The following is a 19240-nucleotide window of genomic DNA, read 5'->3' as shown; positions in this document are numbered from 1 at the left end:
GCACGAGCCGCGGCGCCGGGCGCTGCTGCATTTGTTGGCGTGGCGGAGTTTAGCCCGCCGCTACGGGCAAGGGAACTTCCAGCGTGACGGTGGTGCCGCGCCCCGGCGCCGCGTCGAAGTGGGCGCGGCCGCCGAGGTAGGCCATGCGCGTGTGCACGTTGCGCAGCCCAATGCCGGGGTTGGCGCCGGGGGCATTGGACGCAAAGCCCACTCCGTTGTCGGTTACGACGATGGTCAGCTGCTGCTCGTCGCGCAACAGTTGCAGCGTCATTTCGGTGGCCTGGGCGTGCTTGACGACGTTCTGCACCAACTCCTGAATCATGCGAAACAGCATGCTTTCGACGGTGGGGTCAAGGCGTTCTTCCAGGCCGTAGGTTTCCACATTCACGCGCAGGTCGCTGGCGGGCAGGCGGTTCAGAAAGCTGCTTACGGCCTGGGGCAGCCCGCGCTTGATGAGGGCGCTGGGCAGTAGGTTGTGCGAAATGCTGCGCACCTCCCGAAACGATTCGTCGACCACATGCACGGCGTTGTCGATGAAGGTTTGGTTGCCGTTGAGCTGGCCGTCGAGGGTGCGGTGCAGCTGCTGGTTAAGGGCGTGCAGGTTGAGCTTGGCGGCCGTGAGCAGCTGGCCCAGCCCGTCGTGCAGGTCGGAGCCGATGCGGCGACGCTCGTTTTCCTCGGCTTTGAGCACAGCGGTGAGGCGCTGGCGCTCCAGCCGCTCCCGCTCCCGCGCAAACTCCACTTCGCGCTGCAGCCGGCGGCGGTTCAGCAGCAGGTACAGCAGCCCACCCGACAGCGCCGTGAGGGCCAGGGCGCCCAAGAGTAGATTTTGGCGGCGGTTGGCCTCGGCCTTGAGGTGCTGCTCCGTTAGCTCCTGCTGGCGCAGCTGCTCGCTGAACGACAGGGCCTGCACCTGCGCCAGCTTGCGCTGGCTAAACAAACTGTCGCGGGTGACGACGGCGTTGGCCAGGTAGCGGTAGGCCGCGGCGGCGTCGCCACGCTGGGCGTACACCTGGGCCAGGTAGTTGCTGGCTTCGAAAACGCCCTTGGGGTAATAGCCGCGCTGCCCGGCCCGCAGCGCCTGCCGGGCGTAGGCCAGGGCCTGGTCGGGGCTGTGGTTGGCTTCGGCTAAGCGAGCCAGGCCCAGGTAGGCCCGGCACAGCGCATACGACACGGGCATGCCCTCGGCCCGCCGGATGCAGAGCTGGTAGTAGCGGCGGGCCGCGGCGGAGTCGCCGCGCTGGGCTTCCATGCCCCCGAGCAGGGCCAAGTCGCCGATTTCGCTGTGCCAATCGTGGAAGCGCCGGTCGAGTTCGTAGCCACGGCGCGTGTAGTGTAGGGCCGAATCGATCTGGCCCAAATGCTGAAACGCCTGCCCGATATTCCCCAGAATCGGCGTCAGGAGCACGAAGTCACCTTTCTGCTCGGCTAGCCGTTTGGCCCGCTGGTAGTAGCGCATGGCCGCGTTGTAGTTGTCCTGCTCGGCATAGGCGTAGCCGGTGGCGTTGTCGGCGTGGATGAGGCCGCCGGCAAACTGCGCGCGCTCGGCCACCTGCCGCGCCTGCAGCTGGGTGTGCACCGCGGTGGGGTAGTCGCCGGCGCGCAAAAAGGCCCAGCCGAGCATCAGCAGGCTGCGACACTCGCCGCGGGGAAAATTGAGCTGCCGGGCCAGGCGCAGGCTGCGGCGGCCGTAGCGGATGGCCTCGACGGGGTTGTCGTCGGTCCGGTCCCAGGCCAGCTGAATCAGCAGCTCCACGCGGTTGGTGTCGGGGCGGCTTTGGGCCAGCAGGTGCAGCAGGCTGTCGGCCCGGGAGCCGGGGCGCTGAGCCACGGCCGGACTGCTCAGGCTAAGCAGCAGGGGCAACATTGCGCTCCAGGCCAGTTTGCCAACCACGCTACGGCGGCGTAAACCAACCTGTTGAAAGCGGGGACAACGGGGAGCCTGGCTGGACAACATCTGCGCAATTTACTTAAAATTCATCTGCTGCCTCGGAAAAATTCTAGGTACTCGGGGGAATAATGATAATAATAGTCGAGTAACCGCGCAAGAGGCCGTCCCGGCGCCCCAGGTGGCTTAGCGTTTTACCAAGCGGCCAACCACCGGGCCGGCGGCCGTCAGCAGGCGGACGGTGTAGAGCCCAGTGGGCAAGGGACGCAGGTCGAGCACGTACGTTGCGGTGCCAGCGGGCAGCGTCAGCGTCAATACGGGCTGGCCGAGGGCGTTGAGCACCGTGAGGGGGCAGGCCGTGGCCGCGGGCGTAGGCACGTGCAGGGTGGCACGGTCGGTAGCCGGGTTGGGATACAGCGCCAGCTGCGGCGCGCTGCGAACCGACCGGGTGCCGAGCACTTGCTGGTAGTCGTGATAGGTGCGCAGCTGCTGGTTCTGCGGGGCAGGGCGTAGGTTCTGAAACAACGTGCGGGTGATTTCCCCGGCCGCGTTGTAGGTGCGGGTGGTGAGTGCGCCGCTGACGAGGGACCAGCCGGCCCCGTTCCAGATTTCAATCAAGGTGCCGCCGTCGTTGCCTTGGGCATCGTAAACGCGCGTAGTGCGGCCGCTCGGCGTCCAGCTGCCGTTGCTTGGCCGCTCGGTGGTGGTTTGCGTGGTGCCGGTGGGTTGGTAGGCGTAGCTGCGGCGCAACTCATCCACCCAGGCTCCGCTGCTCCACTGCTGCGAACGGTCGGCGGCCCGCCGCCGCTGCGGCCAGTCGGTCCATACCACGTCGATGCTGCGGCTGGTATTTTGCCAAGCGTTGTTTTGCCAGAGCTGCTCCACAATTTCCTGCCACTGGCCAGCCGCGTTGAGCGTGTACAGGGTGCGCGAGTAGTTCTGCCAGGAATACGTTCCGGTGGGCGAGCCGGCGCTGGACCAAGCCCGCGTGATGGACTGCGTCGGTACCCCGGCAGCGTTGTAGGTGAGCTGGTACTGCGAGCTAAGGCTGTTGTTGACCCAGCCACTGGGCCCGGCGTTTTGCGCCAGGTACTCGGTGCAGTCGCCGTAGCTATTGTAGGTGTAGAGCTGGCGCAGGTTGTCGGTCCAGGCGCCGAGGCGGTAGAGCTGGTCGGTGACAGACAGCAGCCGTCCGGCCGCGTCGTAAACGGTTAGGAAACGACGCAGCGGGGCCTGGGAGGCAGAGTCGACGCGGGTTTCGGTGGCCAGGTAGCCGCGGGCGTCGTATTGAAACGCAACGGCTGCAGCATTGTACCATTGCCCGCTTTGCGAATTCCAATCGTGGTAGACCGCGCGGGCGGGCACGCTCGCCGGGGTGCTGGCCGCCGGGCGGCCCGGAGCTGTCACCAGCGGTTGAAACGGTGAGGGTTGCGCCAAGGCCAGCGTCAGCGAGCCGGAGAGTAGGCTAGTAGTCAGGAGTAAGCGAGCAATCATCAGCAATAAGCCACAGTAAGCAAAACCGTTGGCAAAAGTACGTAGTCAGCCGGGCAACTGGAAGGGCCAGCGCCGCCGAAACCAAGACGGGCGAATGCCGCAATAGAGGGAATGCGGCCATTTGTCGAGAAAAGTGCTGGGGTAAGCGAAACGAATTTCGGGCGGGGCACGCGCCGCCCACTTTTGCTTTCGTCAACGCGGCCAACCCGGCCGCGGCCTCTTATCGAAACCCCATTCTGAGCATGCAAACCAGCTGGTTACGCGGCACCCTCGCGGCGGCCCTCGTCGGAGTTCTTCACTTGTCGGCTGTCGGCGTGGCGCTGCCGGCCTCGGTCCAAGAGCCCACCGCCCGTCCGCAAGGCCCCCGCCCGGGCAAAGGGGCCGGCCACAACCCCGAGCAGCAGGCCGACAACCTGGCCAAAAAGCTCAAGCTCAACGCCAAGCAGCAAAGCGAAGTAGCTGCCATCTTCAAGGCCCAGCACGAGCAGATGCAAGCCCAGCGCGCCGGCGCCGCCGACCAGGGCCGCGAGCAAGGCCTGGAGCAGATGCGCCGCCTCGACGCCGACACCGACGCCAAGTTGCAGGCCGTCCTCACGCCCGCGCAGTTCAAGCAGTACCAGGCCCAGAAGCCCCGGCACGGCGGCCCCAACGACGGCAAGGGCGGGAACGGCAGCAAGGGCAACCGCCCGCCCAAAGACGCCACCGGCCAGACCCGCGACTAAGTCCCAAGCACCCGTCGGGCCGCGGGCAGGTGAGGGAGAGTGAATGCTCCCGGCCGGACGGGTTGCTCGGGCACTAGGCGCGGCTTCGCTGGCCCAAGCGCTTATTTTGTCCACCGCGGACGCGAAGCCGCGTATTGCTTGTTACCCCAAACCGGCGGCGCTACGGGGCCGCCGGTTTTTGCTTGCTATGGCCCGATTTTTCACCCGGCAGCGCCTGCTGCACATTCTCGTTCACCTGGTGTTCTGGGTGTCGCTGCCGTTTTTGCCCTGGGCAATTCTGCAGCAGCAGCCCCCGCACTTCAGCTTTTGGCGCACGGCCACGCCCATTCTCCGCATGGCCGTGCTCTTTTACCTGAACTACTGGGTGCTGATTCCGCAGCTACTAGCCCGGCGGCGGTTTGCCCTCTACGGGCTGGCCGTGCTCGTGCTCATGTTCTTGCTGCACGTGCCCATGAGCCTGCACTGGCTGGGCATCGGCACTATGCCCCCGCCGCGGCCCGGCACCACCCTGGCCGACCGCCAGCAGTTCCAGGCCATTATCGTGCTCGTCACGGTGCTGGTGTGGATGGTGAGCAGCGGCCTGCGCATCACCAGCGAGTGGTTTGCCAACGAGCGGGTGCGCCGGCAGATGCACAGCGACAAACTCACCGCCGAGCTGGCCTTTCTGAAGTCGCAGGTCAGCCCGCACTTTCTCTTCAACACCCTCAACAACATCTACTCCCTGGCCCAGCTGCGCTCCGACGACACGGCCGAAGCCATCCTGAAGCTCAGCCAGCTGATGCGCTACATGCTCTACGAGGCCAACGACCCGCGCGTGCCGCTGGAGCAGGAAGTGGAGTACTTGCGCAACTACGTGGATTTGCAGCGCCTGCGCCTGGCCGACGACGTCGAAATCGAGTTCAGCCAGGAAGGTCAGCTCGCGGGCCGGCTCATCGAGCCCATGCTGCTGATTCCCTTCGTCGAAAACGCCTTCAAGCACGGCGTGAGCTACCAGCACCCCTCGGCCATCGGCATTGCCCTGCGCGTGGTGGGCGACGAACTGCTGTTCCGGGTGCAAAACCGCCGCTTCCCGGCGGCAGCCCCGCTCACCGCTGCCCGCGACTCGGGCATTGGCGTGCAGAACGTGACCCAGCGCCTGCAGCTGCTCTACCCCGGCCGCCACCACCTGGACATCGACCAGACGGGCGACCAGTACATCGTAACCCTAACCCTCGCCCTTCCGCATGCTTCGCTGCCTTTTAGTTGACGACGAACCGCTGGCCCTGCGCCTGCTGGCCGGCTACGTCGAGCGTATTCCGTTTCTGGAGCTGGTGGGCACCTGCCGCAGCGCCATCGAGGCCATGCAGGTGCTGCAGCGCGAACCGGTCGACGTGCTCTTCCTCGACGTGCAGATGCCCGACCTAACCGGCGTCGACTTCGTGCGCACCCTGCGGCCCAACGCCGCCGTGGTCTTCACCACCGCCTACAAGCAGTACGCCGTCGAAGGCTTCGACCTCGACGCGGTGGACTACCTCATCAAGCCCATTCCCTTCGACCGGTTTCTGAAAGCGGCCACCAAGGTGCAGGAACGCCTGCAGCCGGTGGCCGCGCCGGCCCCGGCCGCTCCGGTAGCGCCGCCCGCCCCGGCCCCCGCCGCGCCGGCCGAGGAGTACATTTTCGTGAAGGCCGACTACCACACCCAGCGCGTGACCCTGCGCGACATCCGCTACCTGGAAGGGTTGAAGGATTACGTGAAGATTCACCTGGGCACGGCCAAGCCCCTGCTCACCCTCAACTCCCTGCGCGCCTTCGAAGAGCGGCTGCCGGCCACCGAGTTTGTGCGCGTGCACCGCTCCTACATCGTGGCGCTGAACTGGATAGACTCCATCCGCAAAAACCGCATTTACATGGGCGAGGTAGTCATTCCCATCGGCGACGCCTACGCCGAGTCGTTTCACCAGCTCATCGAGCAGCGCAACATGCACTGAGGTGCTTGAGCCGCTACGGACTAGCCGCCCGTCGTTCCGCCCGGAACGGCGGGCGGCTTTGTGCTGGGGTTAGTCTTGGCCTTCAACGCTGATCTGCACGGTTTCCAACCCAACTTTAAGGGCGAGCAGCAGGGCGAAGGAGTCGGGGTCGTCGCTGCGGAGTTCGAGCAAGGTGTAGGACTGGCTGTCGGAAGGGAATTCCACTTCCTCAATAGCCGTGATGCGCACCGTCAGATCAAGGCCACGGTTCAGTTGGATATGGGCAAACATGCCCGGCTCGGCGGCGCCGTGCAGCCGCCCAATCATAAAAAACTGCTGCGTGCGGCGGATGGCAAAGCTGTCGATGACTTCCAGATAAGGTTGAGCGGGAGAAGTAGCGGGCATGGCTCAAGCAGAATGGCGAGGGGAAACTAAGGCTTCGCCTGGTTTTCTGGGGCGTTGGTAGAAAGTATTTCCGGCCGCTGACCGTCTGCTCTACTTTCGACAGTGCCTGCCAACAAGCGGCCTTGACTACCGGTTACTACCCACACCTCTGCTCCATGAACGACACCCTCCACCGGTCCGTGTACCAGCAGCTCCAGGCCATGCTGCCCCAACTCACCGCCGACGCCTCGCCCGCCCTGCACCTGCAAGACGACCTGGGCCTGGACTCGCTCGACGTGGTGGAGCTGGTCATTCGCCTGGAGCAGCGCTTTGGTGTGGAGCTGCCCGACTCGGAAATCGGCGGCTGGCGCACCCTCGGCGACGTGTACCACACCCTGGAGCGGCACGTGCTCGGCTCGGCCGCCGCGTGGTGGAAGCTTAGCATCGGCTTCTTCCAGTAAGGCCGGGCGCTAGCGCCGTCGGCCGGGCCGCGGGTTTGCCCGCCCGAAACGCCGGCCCGATATTGCCGGGCGGTTGCCGCCCTCCACCCCCTGAACCCATGCGCCGCAACGCCGTCCTGCGTGGCGCGCTGCGGCCGGCCTGCTGATGCTACAGACCCGCGCCCACGCCTTTTCCGCCGCCTTCAAGGCCCCGCGGCTTTCGACTTCTGGTTTCGCCAGCCGCCGCGCCTGGCCCTGCCTGCTGACCTTGCTTCTGCTGTTTGGGCTGCTCACCCGCGCCGGGGCCCAGCAGGTGTCGCCGGACTCCGCCCGCCGCGACTCGGCCGCCGCCGAACGGGCTGTGCCCGCGGCGGCCGTAGCGCAGCAGCAGGACGACGCCCAGCGCGTGGAAGCCGCCTACATCGTGCTCGGTCGCATCAGCGGGGCCGCCCGCCGCGGCGCCGACACCGAAGAGCTGGCCGAGGAGCTGCCCGACGTGGAGGCCAACCTCAAAACCATCCGGCAGAACCTGACCCAGTACAGCAGCGTCATCAACCTCAAGCAGGTGCGCATGTTTCAGGTACTGCTCAGCGAAATGCAGGCCGAGCTGGGCGGCTGGCGCACCGAGCTGGCCACCCAGGGCCAGCGGCTCAAGCGCATGCAGCTGCAGCTCGACTCGCTCAACCGCCACGGCATCCCCGTTGCGGCCGATACTACTACGGCCCTGGGCCGCAGCACCGCCCGCCTGCGCCGCAAGCAGCTGCGCGCCGCCGAGCTGCTGGGCCGCAACCAGCAGCGCGTCACGCAGCTGCAAACGCGCGTATCCGACGGCTACATCCAAGCCCTGGAGCTACAGGACGAGGTGCGCGAACAGTCGCGGCGCTTCAGCCGCCGCACCCTGGCCCCCGAAACGCCCCCGCTGTGGCGCGCCGCCTCCGCCGACGAAGTGCAGCAGGCCCAGGCCGGGCAGCTCGTGCGCGAGTCCTACGCCAGCCAGCGCCGCCTGATGCGCTATTACTTCGGCCAAAACTGGCACTTCGCCGTCTGGATGCTGGGTATCGGCGCGGCCTTTTTCGCGTGGGTGTACCGGAATTTTCGGGCCGTCAACCGCGCCGCCACGGCCCCTTCCGAGGAGGAATTGCGCTTCCGCTACCTGCGCCCGGTGCCGGTGGCCGCCACGCTGGTGGTGGTCTTCAGCGTGGCGCCCTTCTTCGACCTGACCCCGCCCGCCGCCTACACCGATTTGCTGGAGCTGCTGCTGGTCGTGTCGTTGAGCGTGCTGCTGGGGCGCAGCTGGCCGCGGCGGCAATTTGGGTACTGGCTCAGCATCGTGGCCCTGTTCCTGGGGCTCACCTTCGTGTACGCCAGCAACGCGCCGGGCCCGGGCCTGCGCTGGGCCATGCTGCTGCTGAACCTGGCGGCCGTGGCCGTGGGGCTGGGCTTCTGGCGGGAGCTGAAGCGCGGGCCGCGGCTAGCCGCCTTCGTGCCGCCGGTGCTCTGGGTGTTCGTGGTGCTGAACGGGCTGGCCGCGCTCTGCAACCTCAGCGGCCGCCTCGGCTTGGCCAAGGTGTTCAGCAGCACCGGCATTCTGGGCGTCACGCAGATTATTTCCCTCTCGGCTTTCGTGCGCCTGCTCACCGAGGCCTTTCACCTGCAGATGCTGCGCAGCCGCCTGGCCGGCGGCATGGCCGTGCGTTTCCACTTCCAGAAAATCGAGCAGGGGCTGCGCCTCGTGCTGTCGGTGCTGGTGTGCGGGCTGTGGCTGATGAACTTCCTCTCGAACCTCAACGTGTTCCGCCCGCTCTACCGCTTCCTCGACGAGCTGCTGACCACTCCGCACCACCTCGGCAGCATCGTGTTCAGCTGGGCCAACGTGGTGCTGTTCTTCCTCATCATCTACCTCTCGGTGCTGCTGCAGCGCTACGTGGGCTACTTTTTCGGCGAGACGGACGAGGACTTCACCGCCGACCCCGAAGACCGGCGCGGCTCCTGGCTGGTGGCCATCCGCCTGGTGCTGCTGGCCGTGGGCTTCCTGCTGGCCGTCATGGCCTCGGGCCTGCCGCTCGACAAGATTACCATCGTCGTGGGCGCCCTGGGCGTGGGCGTGGGCCTGGGTTTGCAAAACATCATCAACAACCTCGTCTCGGGCATCATCCTCATCTTCGAGCGGCCCTTTCAGGTAGGCGACTACATCGAGGTGACCGGCAAAACCGGCCGCGTCAAGGACATCGGCATCCGCGCCAGCAAGCTCATTTCGCAGTCCGGCTCCGAAATCATCGTGCCCAACGGGGACTTGCTCAGCGGGCACGTCATCAACTGGACGCTGAGCAACAACCACATCCGCTCGGAGCTGAACCTGAAGCTGGCCCCCGGCACCGACCTGGAGCGCGCCAAGCAGCTCATTACCGATGAAATCCTGGCCAACCCCAACACCCTGCACAAGGTGGCGCCCGAAATCCTGCTCAGTGGCGTCACCGGGCAGGTTTACGAGCTGAAGGTGCTGTTCTGGATCAACAACATCCGGCAGGAGCAGGTGCTCAAAAGCGAAATTCTGGCCGGCATCAACCGCCGCTTCACCCAGGAAGGCATCAAGCTGAATTAAGACATTTCAGGGGCTTCTTAAACACTACGGGTGTGCGTGCCCGTAGTGTTTGTATTGGCGTAAGCAAACTATATTACTTTTGTCATATGTTTTAGGGACTGTCTGCCGCGGCCAAGGTTGGCAGCAGGTTCCATGTCCGAGCTACGTATCGACGCACTGATGACGGATTTGCTAACTTATCTGCAGACCATTCAACCCCTGAGCGAGGGCTTAATGCAGGCTCTGCAAACGGGCATAACCCGCGAAGAGCTGCCCGAAAAGCATCTGTTGCTGCAGCCCGGCCGCGTGGCCCGCAAAATTTACTTCGTCGAGAGCGGCCTGGTACACGGCTTCACGCTGTTTCGGGAGCGAAAGGTGTCGTCGTGGTTTATGCGCGAGGGCGACTTTGTCATTTCTGTGGTCAGCTTTCTGATGCAGGCGCCGTCGACGGAGTACCTGGAACTGCTGGAGCCCAGCGTGGTGTACTCGGTCACTTACGACCAGCTGCAACTGCTTTACACGCACTTTCCCGAATTCAACACCATCGGCCGGCGGCTGACGGAGAAGTATTACGTGCTCAGCGAGCAGCGCGCCTACACCCTGCGCACGGCCAGCGCCTCCGAGCGCTACGAGCAGCTGCTGCGGGACTTCCCCGACATTTTCCAGCGGGTGCAGGTCAAGCAGATTGCCTCGTACCTGGGCATTGCCCCCGAAACCCTCAGCCGGCTGCGGGCCCAGTATTAGCCAGCATCGGCGAAACTGATATTTATCAAGAAATCGAGGCAAACGGCCATTCTACTTTTGTTCGGCGCTCCTGCCAGGGCGCCAGACACTAGCAGCGCAATGGCCTTCTTAGCTTTTTCCTCCTGGCGTAGTACCGGCGTGGCGGCCGCCGCGGGCCCGCGGGTCTGCCGCCGCGCAGAAGATATTCAGCTTGGCTCCTCGATTTCTACCGCGCTTACCATTATCCACGCTACCCCTGTTACCGCTACCCGTGTTTTCCCCTTATCCACTATCGGAGCCAAGCTAAATTATTTGTTGGCCGCCGACGGCACCGCGCCCTTCGCCGGCCAAGATTACATCACCACGGGGCATCGGCGGCGCCGGATCTGGAACCAACTAGTTCCGGCGCCGGCGCCGCCATTGCCGGCTTGTTCCAACAGGGCCGCTTGACCTCCGCTACCGGGCAGCGCGTGCTCATTGCCTCCACCGCCACGCCGAGTTACGTCGACCAACCACCACCGCGACACTTCTTAATATATGAACAAAAATTACTTACTCTATTTTATCCTGCTGGGCTGGCTGCTGCCGGTGGCCGCGGCCCGTGGGCAGGCGGCCACCCCCAACGGTTCGGCCAACGCCGTGGCCTTCGACGGTAGCGGCTTCGTGCAAGTAGGCGACGTGCCGCAGTTGCGCGTGAGCTACGCCCTGACGCTGGAAGCATGGATTTATCCCACCGCCGCCGCCGACGGCATCATCGTCAACAAAGAGGGCGAGTACGAGCTGGCCCGCTTTGCCGACGGCACCATTCAGTGGGCCCTGGCCAACGAAAAGCCGGCGTGGAACTGGATCAACACCGGCATCGTCGCTCCGGCCAATACTTGGTCGCACGTGGCGCTGACTTACAATGCGGGCGAGGTGCGGGTGTATCTCAATGGCGAGTTGATCAACACCCCGAATAACCCTTACCAAGGCAGCGGCGCCATTGGCGACGCGGCGGGCGAAAACGATTTTCGCATCGGCTCCCGGCAGTATAACATCCAGTTCTTCAGCGGGGCCATCGACGAGGTGCGGGTGTGGAACGTGGCCCGCAACGCGGCTCAGGTGGCATCGGGCCGGCGCACCGAGCTGGCTACACCGCCGGCCGGGCTGGTGGGCCACTGGCGCCTGAACGAAGGGCGGGGGACTGCCGCGGCCGACCAGTCGGGCTACGGCGCCACCGCGCAGCTGACGGGGGGCGCTACGTGGTTGTTGGGGGCTTCGGCCCCGGCTGGCAGCTGCGCCCCCTCGCTCGCGGCGGGCCTGCTGACGTGGTTGTCGTTTGACGAGCAAACCGGAACGGGCGTGGCCGATGTGTCGGGTCACGGCTACAAAGGTGAAATTATCGGCGGCAGCGGCACTTGGCAGCCCAACGGCAGCAACCGCGGCGCGCTGCGGCTCAGCGGGGCCGAGGAATTGTTTGTGCCGTTGTACCAGCGGCCCGGGGCTTTCACCATTTCGTGGTGGAACAAGCCCAGTACCCTGGCGTACTTGAACCAGCTGCTGGTGGCCAAAACGGCCGACCCCAACGCGGCCGGGGGCTTTATCTTCTACACCGATGCCGACGGCCGGGCCTATGCCGGGACCAGCCTAAACACTTCCATTGTGACGGCCCCCGGCGTGGTGCAGGCCAACCAGTGGCAGCACTACGTTTTTACTTACGCCAACAACGAAGGCCGGCTCTATAAAGAAGGCCAACTGCTGGGCAGCCTCAACGGCATGGTAGCGCCCGAGTCGTGGGAAGGGTTCCGGGCCGGGGCGTACAGCATCAACAGCAGCTGCGCCTTCAACGGCAGCCTCGACGATTTGCGCATCTACAGCCGCGCCGTAACGAGCCAGGAAGCCGCCGACCTTTACCAGTGCCACGAAGCGCCGCGGCCCTTGTCGTGGTGCCCGCCCGTACGCGTGACGTCTTCCGCCGACGTGACCATTGCTGCCGGCAGCTCGACCACGCTGCAGGCCACGGCCAACACCGCCGGCTACGCCCTGCGCTTCGACGGGGCGGACGACCAGGTGGAAATTGCCACCCGCGCCGGCGACCCGCGGCAGAAAGCCAAGGTGCTGGAAGAGGCCAATAACTTTACGGTGGAAGCCTGGGTAAAGCCCACCGCCACGCAGGTTACGCCCCAAGTGGGCTACCAGTACGCGGGCCTCTCCGGCGGGCAGCGCTTCTTGCTGAACCCCGTGCACGGCGGGTTGTACTGGAACGACAACCACGCCAGCATGGGCCTCTCGGTGGGCACCAACGGTATTAGTGTGTACGAGCTGAGCGGCAATTATTACCCGGCTGTGCTGCACTGGACCAGCCCCGCCCCGCTCACCAACTGGACCCACGTGGCCGTGGTGTACCAGAACCGCACGCCCACGCTCTACGTGAACGGAGCCCCCGTGGCCACGGGCAGCGCCAGCCCGCGCCAGTACGTGCACCCCTCACCCAACCTCGGGGGCGGCTCCTACGCGGGCGAAGTCGACGAGGTGCGCATTTGGAACACGGCGCGCTCGGCCAGCAGCCTGCAGAGCACCCGTACCGTGTCGCTGGCCGGGCCGTGGCTCGGGCTGGTGGGTTACTGGCGCTTCGACGAGGGCAGCGGACAGACCACCCGCGACCTGTCGGCCAACTTCAACGACGGCCACCTCAAGGCCACGGCCAGCCTACCGGGCCCCAACGCCGGCGGCCCGACTTGGCTGCCCTCGACGGCCCCGCTGACCACCACCAACCTGCGCTGGAGCCCGGCCCAAAACCTGAGCGCTACCACCGGCACCAGCGTAGTGGCCAGCCCCGCCCAAACGCGCACCTACACGGTAACGGCCGGCGAGGACAACTGCACGGGCGGGCAGGCCACCGTCACGGTGCGCGTCACGCCGGCGGGCACGCTCCCGCCCGCCGCCGGCAACGACGACCTCGACAAAAACTGGGTAATCCGCCGCTCGTTCGATGCCCAGGGCAACCGCATTACCGACGTGAAGCAGTTTTCGGACGGCCTGGGCCGCGCCACGCAAGCCCAGACCAAAAACTTCAGCACCGGCCACGTATTCGCCCACCAACTGGTGTACAACAACGCCGGCCAAGGGGTACTTGCGACCCTGGCCGCGCCAATTAATAACCAGGAATTTCGCTACCAAGACGGCTTTATCACGACCAACGGCAACGCCTACAGCGCCGCAGATTTTGACGGGCTTCCGGCCGCCAAGCCGGTGGATGCCGGCGCGCTCGGTACGCTCGGGTACTATTATAGCCAAAGCAATGCGCTGGAGCCCGCCACGGCCGCAACCGATTACCCCTTTACGCTGACCGAATCATTTGACGACCCGGTGGGCGGCGTACGGCGCGATGCCGCTGCCGGGGATGTACTGCGCATGGGCAGCGGCCACGAAGGACGCAGCCGGCAATTCTCCGTGCTGAACGAACTGGACCACTACGCCCGCCTGCGCGACAACTTTGTACCGGGCAGCCCCACCGGCAGCTGGCGGCAGCAGGCCGTCAAGACGGTGACCAGCACCCACGACGGCGTGAATGGCCCCGAAACGATTTCCTTCGTCAACAAGGAAGGTCAGGTGGTGGCTTCCTGCTTGAGCGGCGACCAGTACCCCGTCTCAACGCTGTCGGGCGACATCACAACCGATCCGGCCTCGGCGGCGCCCGCCTATCAGGAAATCCACGTGGCGGGTTCGGCCAGCCAAACCACGGTGCAGTTCAGCGGAGCCGGGGCCACGGCGCAGGTTATCAGCCTGACGGGCACGGCTGCGCCCGTCAACGTGGCCGGCGGCGGCTCGGTGACGCTGGCCCCCGGCTTTTACCGCCTCGTGGCCACCAGCGGGACCCTGCAGTTTTCCTACCCGGTGCGCTACGGGCACTTCACTTACTCGTTTTTCAACGACGCCGGGCTGCTCGTGGCTTCGGTGGCCCCTGAAGGCCTAGCCGCGCTCATGCCCGCTGGCCTGAACACGGCCCTCGACCAGACGCCGGACTTTGTGACCACGTACACCTACGATACGAACGGCCAGTTGCTGACGCGCACCACGCCCGACGAAGGGCTGACCCACTACGTGTACCGCGCCGACGGCTCCCTGCGCTTCAGCCAGAACGCCACCCAGCGCGCTACCGGTGCCTTCGGCTACACCAACTACGACCAGGCAGGGCGCATCGTGGAAACCGGCGAATACCGGCCGAGCGGCGCGGGGGCCGTGGCCTTCGAAGCCATGACTACCGCCACGCCGGCCGGCAACAGCGTGCTGCAAGAAGCACTGCTGGAAAACCGCACCCGTTCGGGCGGGCTCAACGCCGCGCTGTGCTTCGAGCGCAAAAGCCTCTGGTACGACGTGCCCACGAACGACCCGCAGCTCAACGGCCACGCCCAGGATTTTGTGCTCGGCGTGGTGGCCAAGAGCAGCAACGGCGCGGCTACCTCCTGGTTTAGCTACGACGAGCTGGGACGCATGGTCTGGATGCTGCAGGAAGACCCGGTGCTGGGCCTGAAAACCGTGGAGTACACCTACGATTTCAACGGCAACGCCCTGGAAGTGGCGTACCAGAAAGGCCAACCCGACGCTTTCTTCCACCACTACGAGTACGACGCCGACCAGCGCATGCGCGCGGCCTACACCAGCACCGACGGCGTGACGCGCACGCTGCAGGCCCAGTACCACTACTACCTGCACGGCCCGCTGAAGCGCGTCGAGTTGGCCGGCGACCTGCAAGGGGTGGATTACACCTACACGGTGCAAGGCTGGCTGAAGGGAATCAACCAGGCCAACAAGTCCCTGGATCCGGGCGGGGACAGCCCGCGCAACAACGGCATGAGCAAGGACTTGTTCGGCCTGTCGCTGGATTACTTCAGCGGCGACTACCGCAGCCGCCAGGCCGGCGGGGCTACCTCGCCGGTTGTTGCCGGGCTCACCGGCCGCTACAACGGCAACCTGCGCTCGGCTGCGTGGTTTACCCCGGCCAATGACCTGATTCGCATGCACACCTACCAGTACGATGCGCTGGACCGGCTGCAGCAAGCGACTTTTGGCAGTCTGAACCGCGCCACCGGGCAATTTCAGCCCGCCCCGAACAGCGCCAACGAGGAAGCCGTGCCGCAGTACGACCTGAACGGCAACATTCAGCGGCTTCGCCGCCGCGACGCGGCGGGCTTCGCCACCGACGACTTTACCTACCGCTACGCGGCCGGCACCAACCGCCTGCTCGGCGCCGACAACCAAGCCGGCAGCGCCGTCATGGACTTCGACTACGACGCCACCGGGCAGATGACCCGGCAGCGCGACGAGCAGGGCCAACGTTACCTAAGCTACGACCTGACCGGCAAGGTTACCGGCGTGTACCGCGACGCGGCCCACAGCCAACCGGTGGTGACGTTTACTTACAACGACCACGGCTTCCGGGCCAGCAAAACCAGCTACCAGAATGGCCTGGGCCTGACCACGCATTACGTGCGCGACCTGATGGGCAACGTGCTGAGCACTTACGAGCGCGAAGCCGGCACCGGCGCCGCCGTGCGCACCGAAGTGCCGCTCTACGGCAGCAGCCGCCTGGGCCTGCTCACGCGCCTGGCCGACGGGAAACTGGACGCTCGTTACGAACTGAACGACCAGACCGGTAGCGCCCGCGTTGTCTTTCACAAGCCCTTGACCACGACCAAACAACTCACCATGGAGCTTGACCGGGCCAGCGAGGAAGAAGCCGAATTCGACGACGTGGAGCCTACCCGTTACCAGTATGCCGGCGCGGCTATTTCGGGCCAGTACGTCGCCCGCCTGCCCTTCGTCGACGCCGATGTGGTGGGGCCGCACAAAACCCTGCCGGTACAACCCGGCGACACGGTGACCTTCTCGGCGTGGGCGCTCGACGGGCAGGCCCGGTACAACTACCCGCGCGCCGCTTCGCCGCGGCTGGCGCTGGTGCCCTTCGTGCGCAGCGCCCAGCCGGGCCGGTTGGGCGGCGCCTCGAACGAGCAGAAACCCGTGGCGCAGCAGCGCGGCGCGGCCCTGCTCTCGCGCTTCGCGGTGGGCGTGGCCCTGGTGCCGAAGAACCTGGACCAGCTGCTGCCGACGGGCCGCCGCCAAGCCGGCGAGTACGAGCCGGGCGAATACGGCCTCCACTACGTGTTGCGCGACGAAAACGGCGACATCGTGGACGAGCAGTACGAGTACGCCACCGACTTCGACAAGTGGGAATACCTCCGCCTGGGCGTGCGCATCAAGCAAAAAGGCACGCTGGAAGTATCCGTGGTAAACCACCAGGAAAAGAACGACCCAGACGACGATGCTTACTTCGACGACATCACCGTGGAGCACACCGGCGGCATGATCGTGCAGGAGCAGCACCAGTACGCGTTCGGTTCGCCCATCGTCGGGCTGAATTACAGCACCGAGGCGCCACTCTACCGCCACGGCTTCCAGGGCCACGTGGCCGAGCACGACCCGGAGTCCAACTGGGACAGCTTCGAGTACCGTCAGTACTCGGCCCGCCTCGGCCGCTGGCTCAGCCCCGACCGCGAAAACAACTTCTTCAGCCCCTACGTGGGCATGGCCAACAACCCGGTTAAGTTCGGCGACCCGGACGGCCGCGACGTCATTGTGCTCTTGGCCCCAAACGCAGCGGGCTACGCCGGGCACGCCGCCATTCTCGTGTCGCACCGCAACGCAAAGGGCGAAATCGACGGCTGGCAGTTTTATTCCAAGGAAGGAGGGCGGTATGGGGCTTTCGGCAAAACCAAAAAATCACCAGTAGGTGGCACGATATACCGGACCCTGGAAGATTGGGCTAAGGATGCTGAATTCTCGCATATGTACGATGCGGCCGAAGACGAATTCAAGTACCAGGCTGCCCTTTATATTCCTACTACAGTCGATCAGGACAAGGCCATGAAAAAGGCGGCCGTCGAACAGATCAAGAAAGATTACATGCTGTTCGGGACGCTGCTCACGCCCGTAGGCGCCAGCTGTGTTGACGTAGTGTCCGATGCGCTGTATGCCGCCAAATTGTATCCAGGCATATACTACGATTTGGGCATGATGCCCAATTTCCGGGTGGCTGATATTGCCCGCGGCAATGCCGACGTAGCCACCGACTATACGCCGGAATTGCTCAAAGCAGGGGCGGCTGCGTATGGGCTTTCCCCGAAGTCACACCCGGTGCAGTCGGCTCTCAACAGTGTGGCCGGGCGCAACATGCGCCGAGTCCTCCAGCTCTTCAAGCCCAAAAGCCCACGCTTTAGATAATGAAACAACATTGGTGCAAAATGTGGCCGCTGCTGCTGGTGCTAGGCGGATGCGACCAACTAAAGGACTTCGCTCCAACTTTAGATGGCGCGCTTGGGGTCAGCGACAGTATTCAGGAAGCACGAACTCGAGGCGTCTTTCTCAGCCAGTACCGCCCGGCCGTAACGGAGTTTGATGCAGCCGGAGGCCATTTCCGCATACGCGAATGTTGGGTGGAAAAATCCTGGCAGCACGTAGGGGTATGGGCTTCCAACACGCGGATTGACCAAGAACCCGGCGCCGGTTTTGGATTTGTCATCCAAATGACCGAGCCGAATGAAAAGCTTTGGGATGTACAAGCGAGAATGGTCAATGACCCCAACCGCGGCCTGGAAGGGCACCGGGAGGGTTTGTGGACCGGTTTCCGGGAGATGCCGCCCGACACGCTCAGCTACCGGCTGATGTTGAATGATTCGACGCCATCAGACGTAATACTGCGCTTTTACAAGCAAGCGCAATGAAAACCTCTACTGCCAACGCACACGAGGTACGCAATTCGGCTGCGGCAATGGAGACGTCGCCGGGAATTCGTGGCCCCTACCGGTTTTTGTTGTCCGGCCTCTTGCGCGGGAACCAGCTGAAAAACTCCAACCGCAGCAGCCGCGGCGCGCAGGCGCTGCTGGCAGCCCTGGCCGGAGCCTGCACTACCGACTCGCACACCGTGTTCGAAGTGACCTGCGCCCCAAGCGCGCAGGCCCTGCGGGGGCGCGTCTGCGTAAGCGCCTGCGTGCCAGCCGACAAAGCCTTTCGGCTCGGTATCAAAGAGTCCTTCGGCCAAGGCCACTTCCTGATGAATGCGGCCGGGCAAACGCGGCTTAGTGATTCAGCAACGGGGAATCCGCACTTGGTGCCGGAGACTACCGCTAACCGAAAGCTGGGCCCCGCTGGATTCAATCGGGACCTAGAAATCAACGCCCAAGTGGGAGCAGATACCAGCAAGGGAAGTGTAGCCGAAAGCACGCCCGGCGCCCAGCACATCGTCTTTGATCTGCCCTCGGTGGCCGACTACCGACCAAGCGCATGTTCGGTTCTGCGCGAGGCCGGACCCGGCAACAGGGAAGGGAAGCGGGCTGGGCGGCGAGCCGATGACTGGCAACGACCCAGTTAAACAGCCGGTGGCCGCCTGCCGGGACGCCTCTTATTCAATTCCGCGTTTTTTCATGATATCATTATTTCTATCCCGCCCGCTCCCGCTGCGTTGCGCCGGGTTGTTGGTTCTAGCCGCCTGCTCCAGCCAGCCCAGCGGCGTGGCCGGTTTACGCCAGTACGTGGCCGACCCCGGCCACGGGCTGGTGCAGCAGGCCAGCGCCAACGGCTTTCAGGCCACCGCCCAGTACTTGCCCGGCGAATACCTGGCACTGAACGAACTCACCGACGACGCGGCGCCCGCGCCCGCCACGCTGGATTCGCTGACCCGGCCGTACCGCGACAAGGTGTACCTGCGGCTGGCCCTGGCCCACAACGGCACCGACCTGGAGCGCCTTGGGCCGCAGTACATCCAGTACCTCACCCAGGGCCTGCAGCACGACTGCGCCGTTGTCAATTACCGCCACCAGACGGTGAAGCCGCTGGCCAGCCTCTACGCCCGCTCCTATGGGCAGGGGGCCGGCAACAGCCTGCTGCTGGTATTCAGCAAGGCCGACGTGGCCCCGGAAAAGGGCCTGACCCTGCTCCTGAATAGCCCCACGCTGGGCACCGGGCCGCTGACTTTGCGCTTTGCGGCCCCCGCCATCAACGCCATTCCCGCTCTTTAAACCGATTAA

The 19240-nt window shown here is 64.9% G+C and carries 13 protein-coding genes; 10 read left to right on the top strand and 3 right to left on the bottom strand.

The annotated features are described in order from the left end of the window. Positions 1-49: 49 nt before the first annotated feature. Both LJ737_RS11530 and LJ737_RS11525 read right to left on the bottom strand, forming a co-directional pair. Entirely contained in the window at positions 50-1867 is a 1818-nt protein-coding gene (locus LJ737_RS11530; RefSeq protein WP_227765783.1) for an ATP-binding protein, read from the bottom strand. A gap of 207 nt (positions 1868-2074) precedes the next feature. Continuing rightward, the gene (locus LJ737_RS11525) at positions 2075-3382 is read right to left on the bottom strand and encodes a T9SS type A sorting domain-containing protein (RefSeq protein WP_227765781.1); all 1308 of its coding nucleotides are present in this window, start codon (positions 3380-3382) and stop codon (positions 2075-2077) included. 242 nt (positions 3383-3624) lie between these two features. Between LJ737_RS11525 and LJ737_RS11520 the strand changes: the two genes are divergently transcribed. From LJ737_RS11520 to LJ737_RS11510, 3 genes are all read left to right on the top strand, one after another. Further along, the gene (locus tag LJ737_RS11520) at positions 3625-4104 is read left to right on the top strand and encodes a DUF4890 domain-containing protein (protein ID WP_227765779.1); all 480 of its coding nucleotides are present in this window, start codon (positions 3625-3627) and stop codon (positions 4102-4104) included. A gap of 187 nt (positions 4105-4291) precedes the next feature. Continuing rightward, complete coding sequence (locus LJ737_RS11515; protein WP_227765777.1) at positions 4292-5350, top strand: sensor histidine kinase; 1059 nt, start codon at positions 4292-4294, stop codon at positions 5348-5350. Continuing rightward, a complete protein-coding gene (locus LJ737_RS11510) occupies positions 5328-6071 on the top strand; it encodes a LytR/AlgR family response regulator transcription factor (RefSeq protein ID WP_227765775.1) in 744 nt (247 codons plus the stop codon). Before LJ737_RS11515 ends, LJ737_RS11510 begins: the two co-directional genes overlap by 23 nt. A gap of 69 nt (positions 6072-6140) precedes the next feature. Here LJ737_RS11510 and LJ737_RS11505 read toward each other — a convergent pair whose 3' ends face one another. Then, a complete protein-coding gene (locus LJ737_RS11505) occupies positions 6141-6455 on the bottom strand; it encodes a hypothetical protein (RefSeq protein WP_227765773.1) in 315 nt (104 codons plus the stop codon). Positions 6456-6610: 155 nt separating this feature from the next. Here LJ737_RS11505 and LJ737_RS11500 point away from each other — a divergent pair, with 155 nt between their 5' ends. The 7 genes from LJ737_RS11500 to LJ737_RS11470 all read left to right on the top strand — a co-directional run bounded on the left by LJ737_RS11500 (position 6611) and on the right by LJ737_RS11470 (position 19231). Next, positions 6611-6895, top strand: coding sequence for an acyl carrier protein (locus LJ737_RS11500; protein WP_227765771.1), 285 nt, complete (start codon positions 6611-6613; stop codon positions 6893-6895). Positions 6896-7040: 145 nt separating this feature from the next. Beyond that, positions 7041-9476: a mechanosensitive ion channel family protein gene (locus LJ737_RS11495; protein WP_227765769.1), complete on the top strand. Its 2436-nt coding sequence runs from the start codon at positions 7041-7043 to the stop codon at positions 9474-9476. 132 nt (positions 9477-9608) lie between these two features. Beyond that, a complete protein-coding gene (locus LJ737_RS11490) occupies positions 9609-10199 on the top strand; it encodes a Crp/Fnr family transcriptional regulator (protein WP_227765766.1) in 591 nt (196 codons plus the stop codon). Between the two features lie 516 nt (positions 10200-10715). Then, positions 10716-17438 (top strand): LamG-like jellyroll fold domain-containing protein, encoded by a 6723-nt coding sequence (locus LJ737_RS11485; protein ID WP_227765764.1) that lies wholly within the window; start codon positions 10716-10718, stop codon positions 17436-17438. Next, entirely contained in the window at positions 17438-17938 is a 501-nt protein-coding gene (locus LJ737_RS11480) for a hypothetical protein (RefSeq protein WP_227765763.1), read from the top strand. Before LJ737_RS11485 ends, LJ737_RS11480 begins: the two co-directional genes overlap by 1 nt. Further along, positions 17935-18585 (top strand): hypothetical protein, encoded by a 651-nt coding sequence (locus tag LJ737_RS11475; protein WP_227765762.1) that lies wholly within the window; start codon positions 17935-17937, stop codon positions 18583-18585. The genes LJ737_RS11480 and LJ737_RS11475 overlap by 4 nt, the downstream gene beginning before the upstream one ends. 52 nt (positions 18586-18637) lie before the next feature. Next, positions 18638-19231, top strand: a complete 594-nt coding sequence (locus LJ737_RS11470) for a hypothetical protein (RefSeq protein ID WP_227765760.1) — start codon at positions 18638-18640, stop codon at positions 19229-19231. The last annotated feature ends 9 nt before the right edge of the window (positions 19232-19240 follow it).

It is taken from the genome of Hymenobacter sp. 15J16-1T3B (assembly GCF_020711235.1).
In the GTDB taxonomy this organism is placed as follows: Bacteria; Bacteroidota; Bacteroidia; order Cytophagales; family Hymenobacteraceae; genus Solirubrum.
Note: the sequence above shows the minus strand (reverse complement) of the source record. Positions and strands in the feature narration are given on the sequence as shown.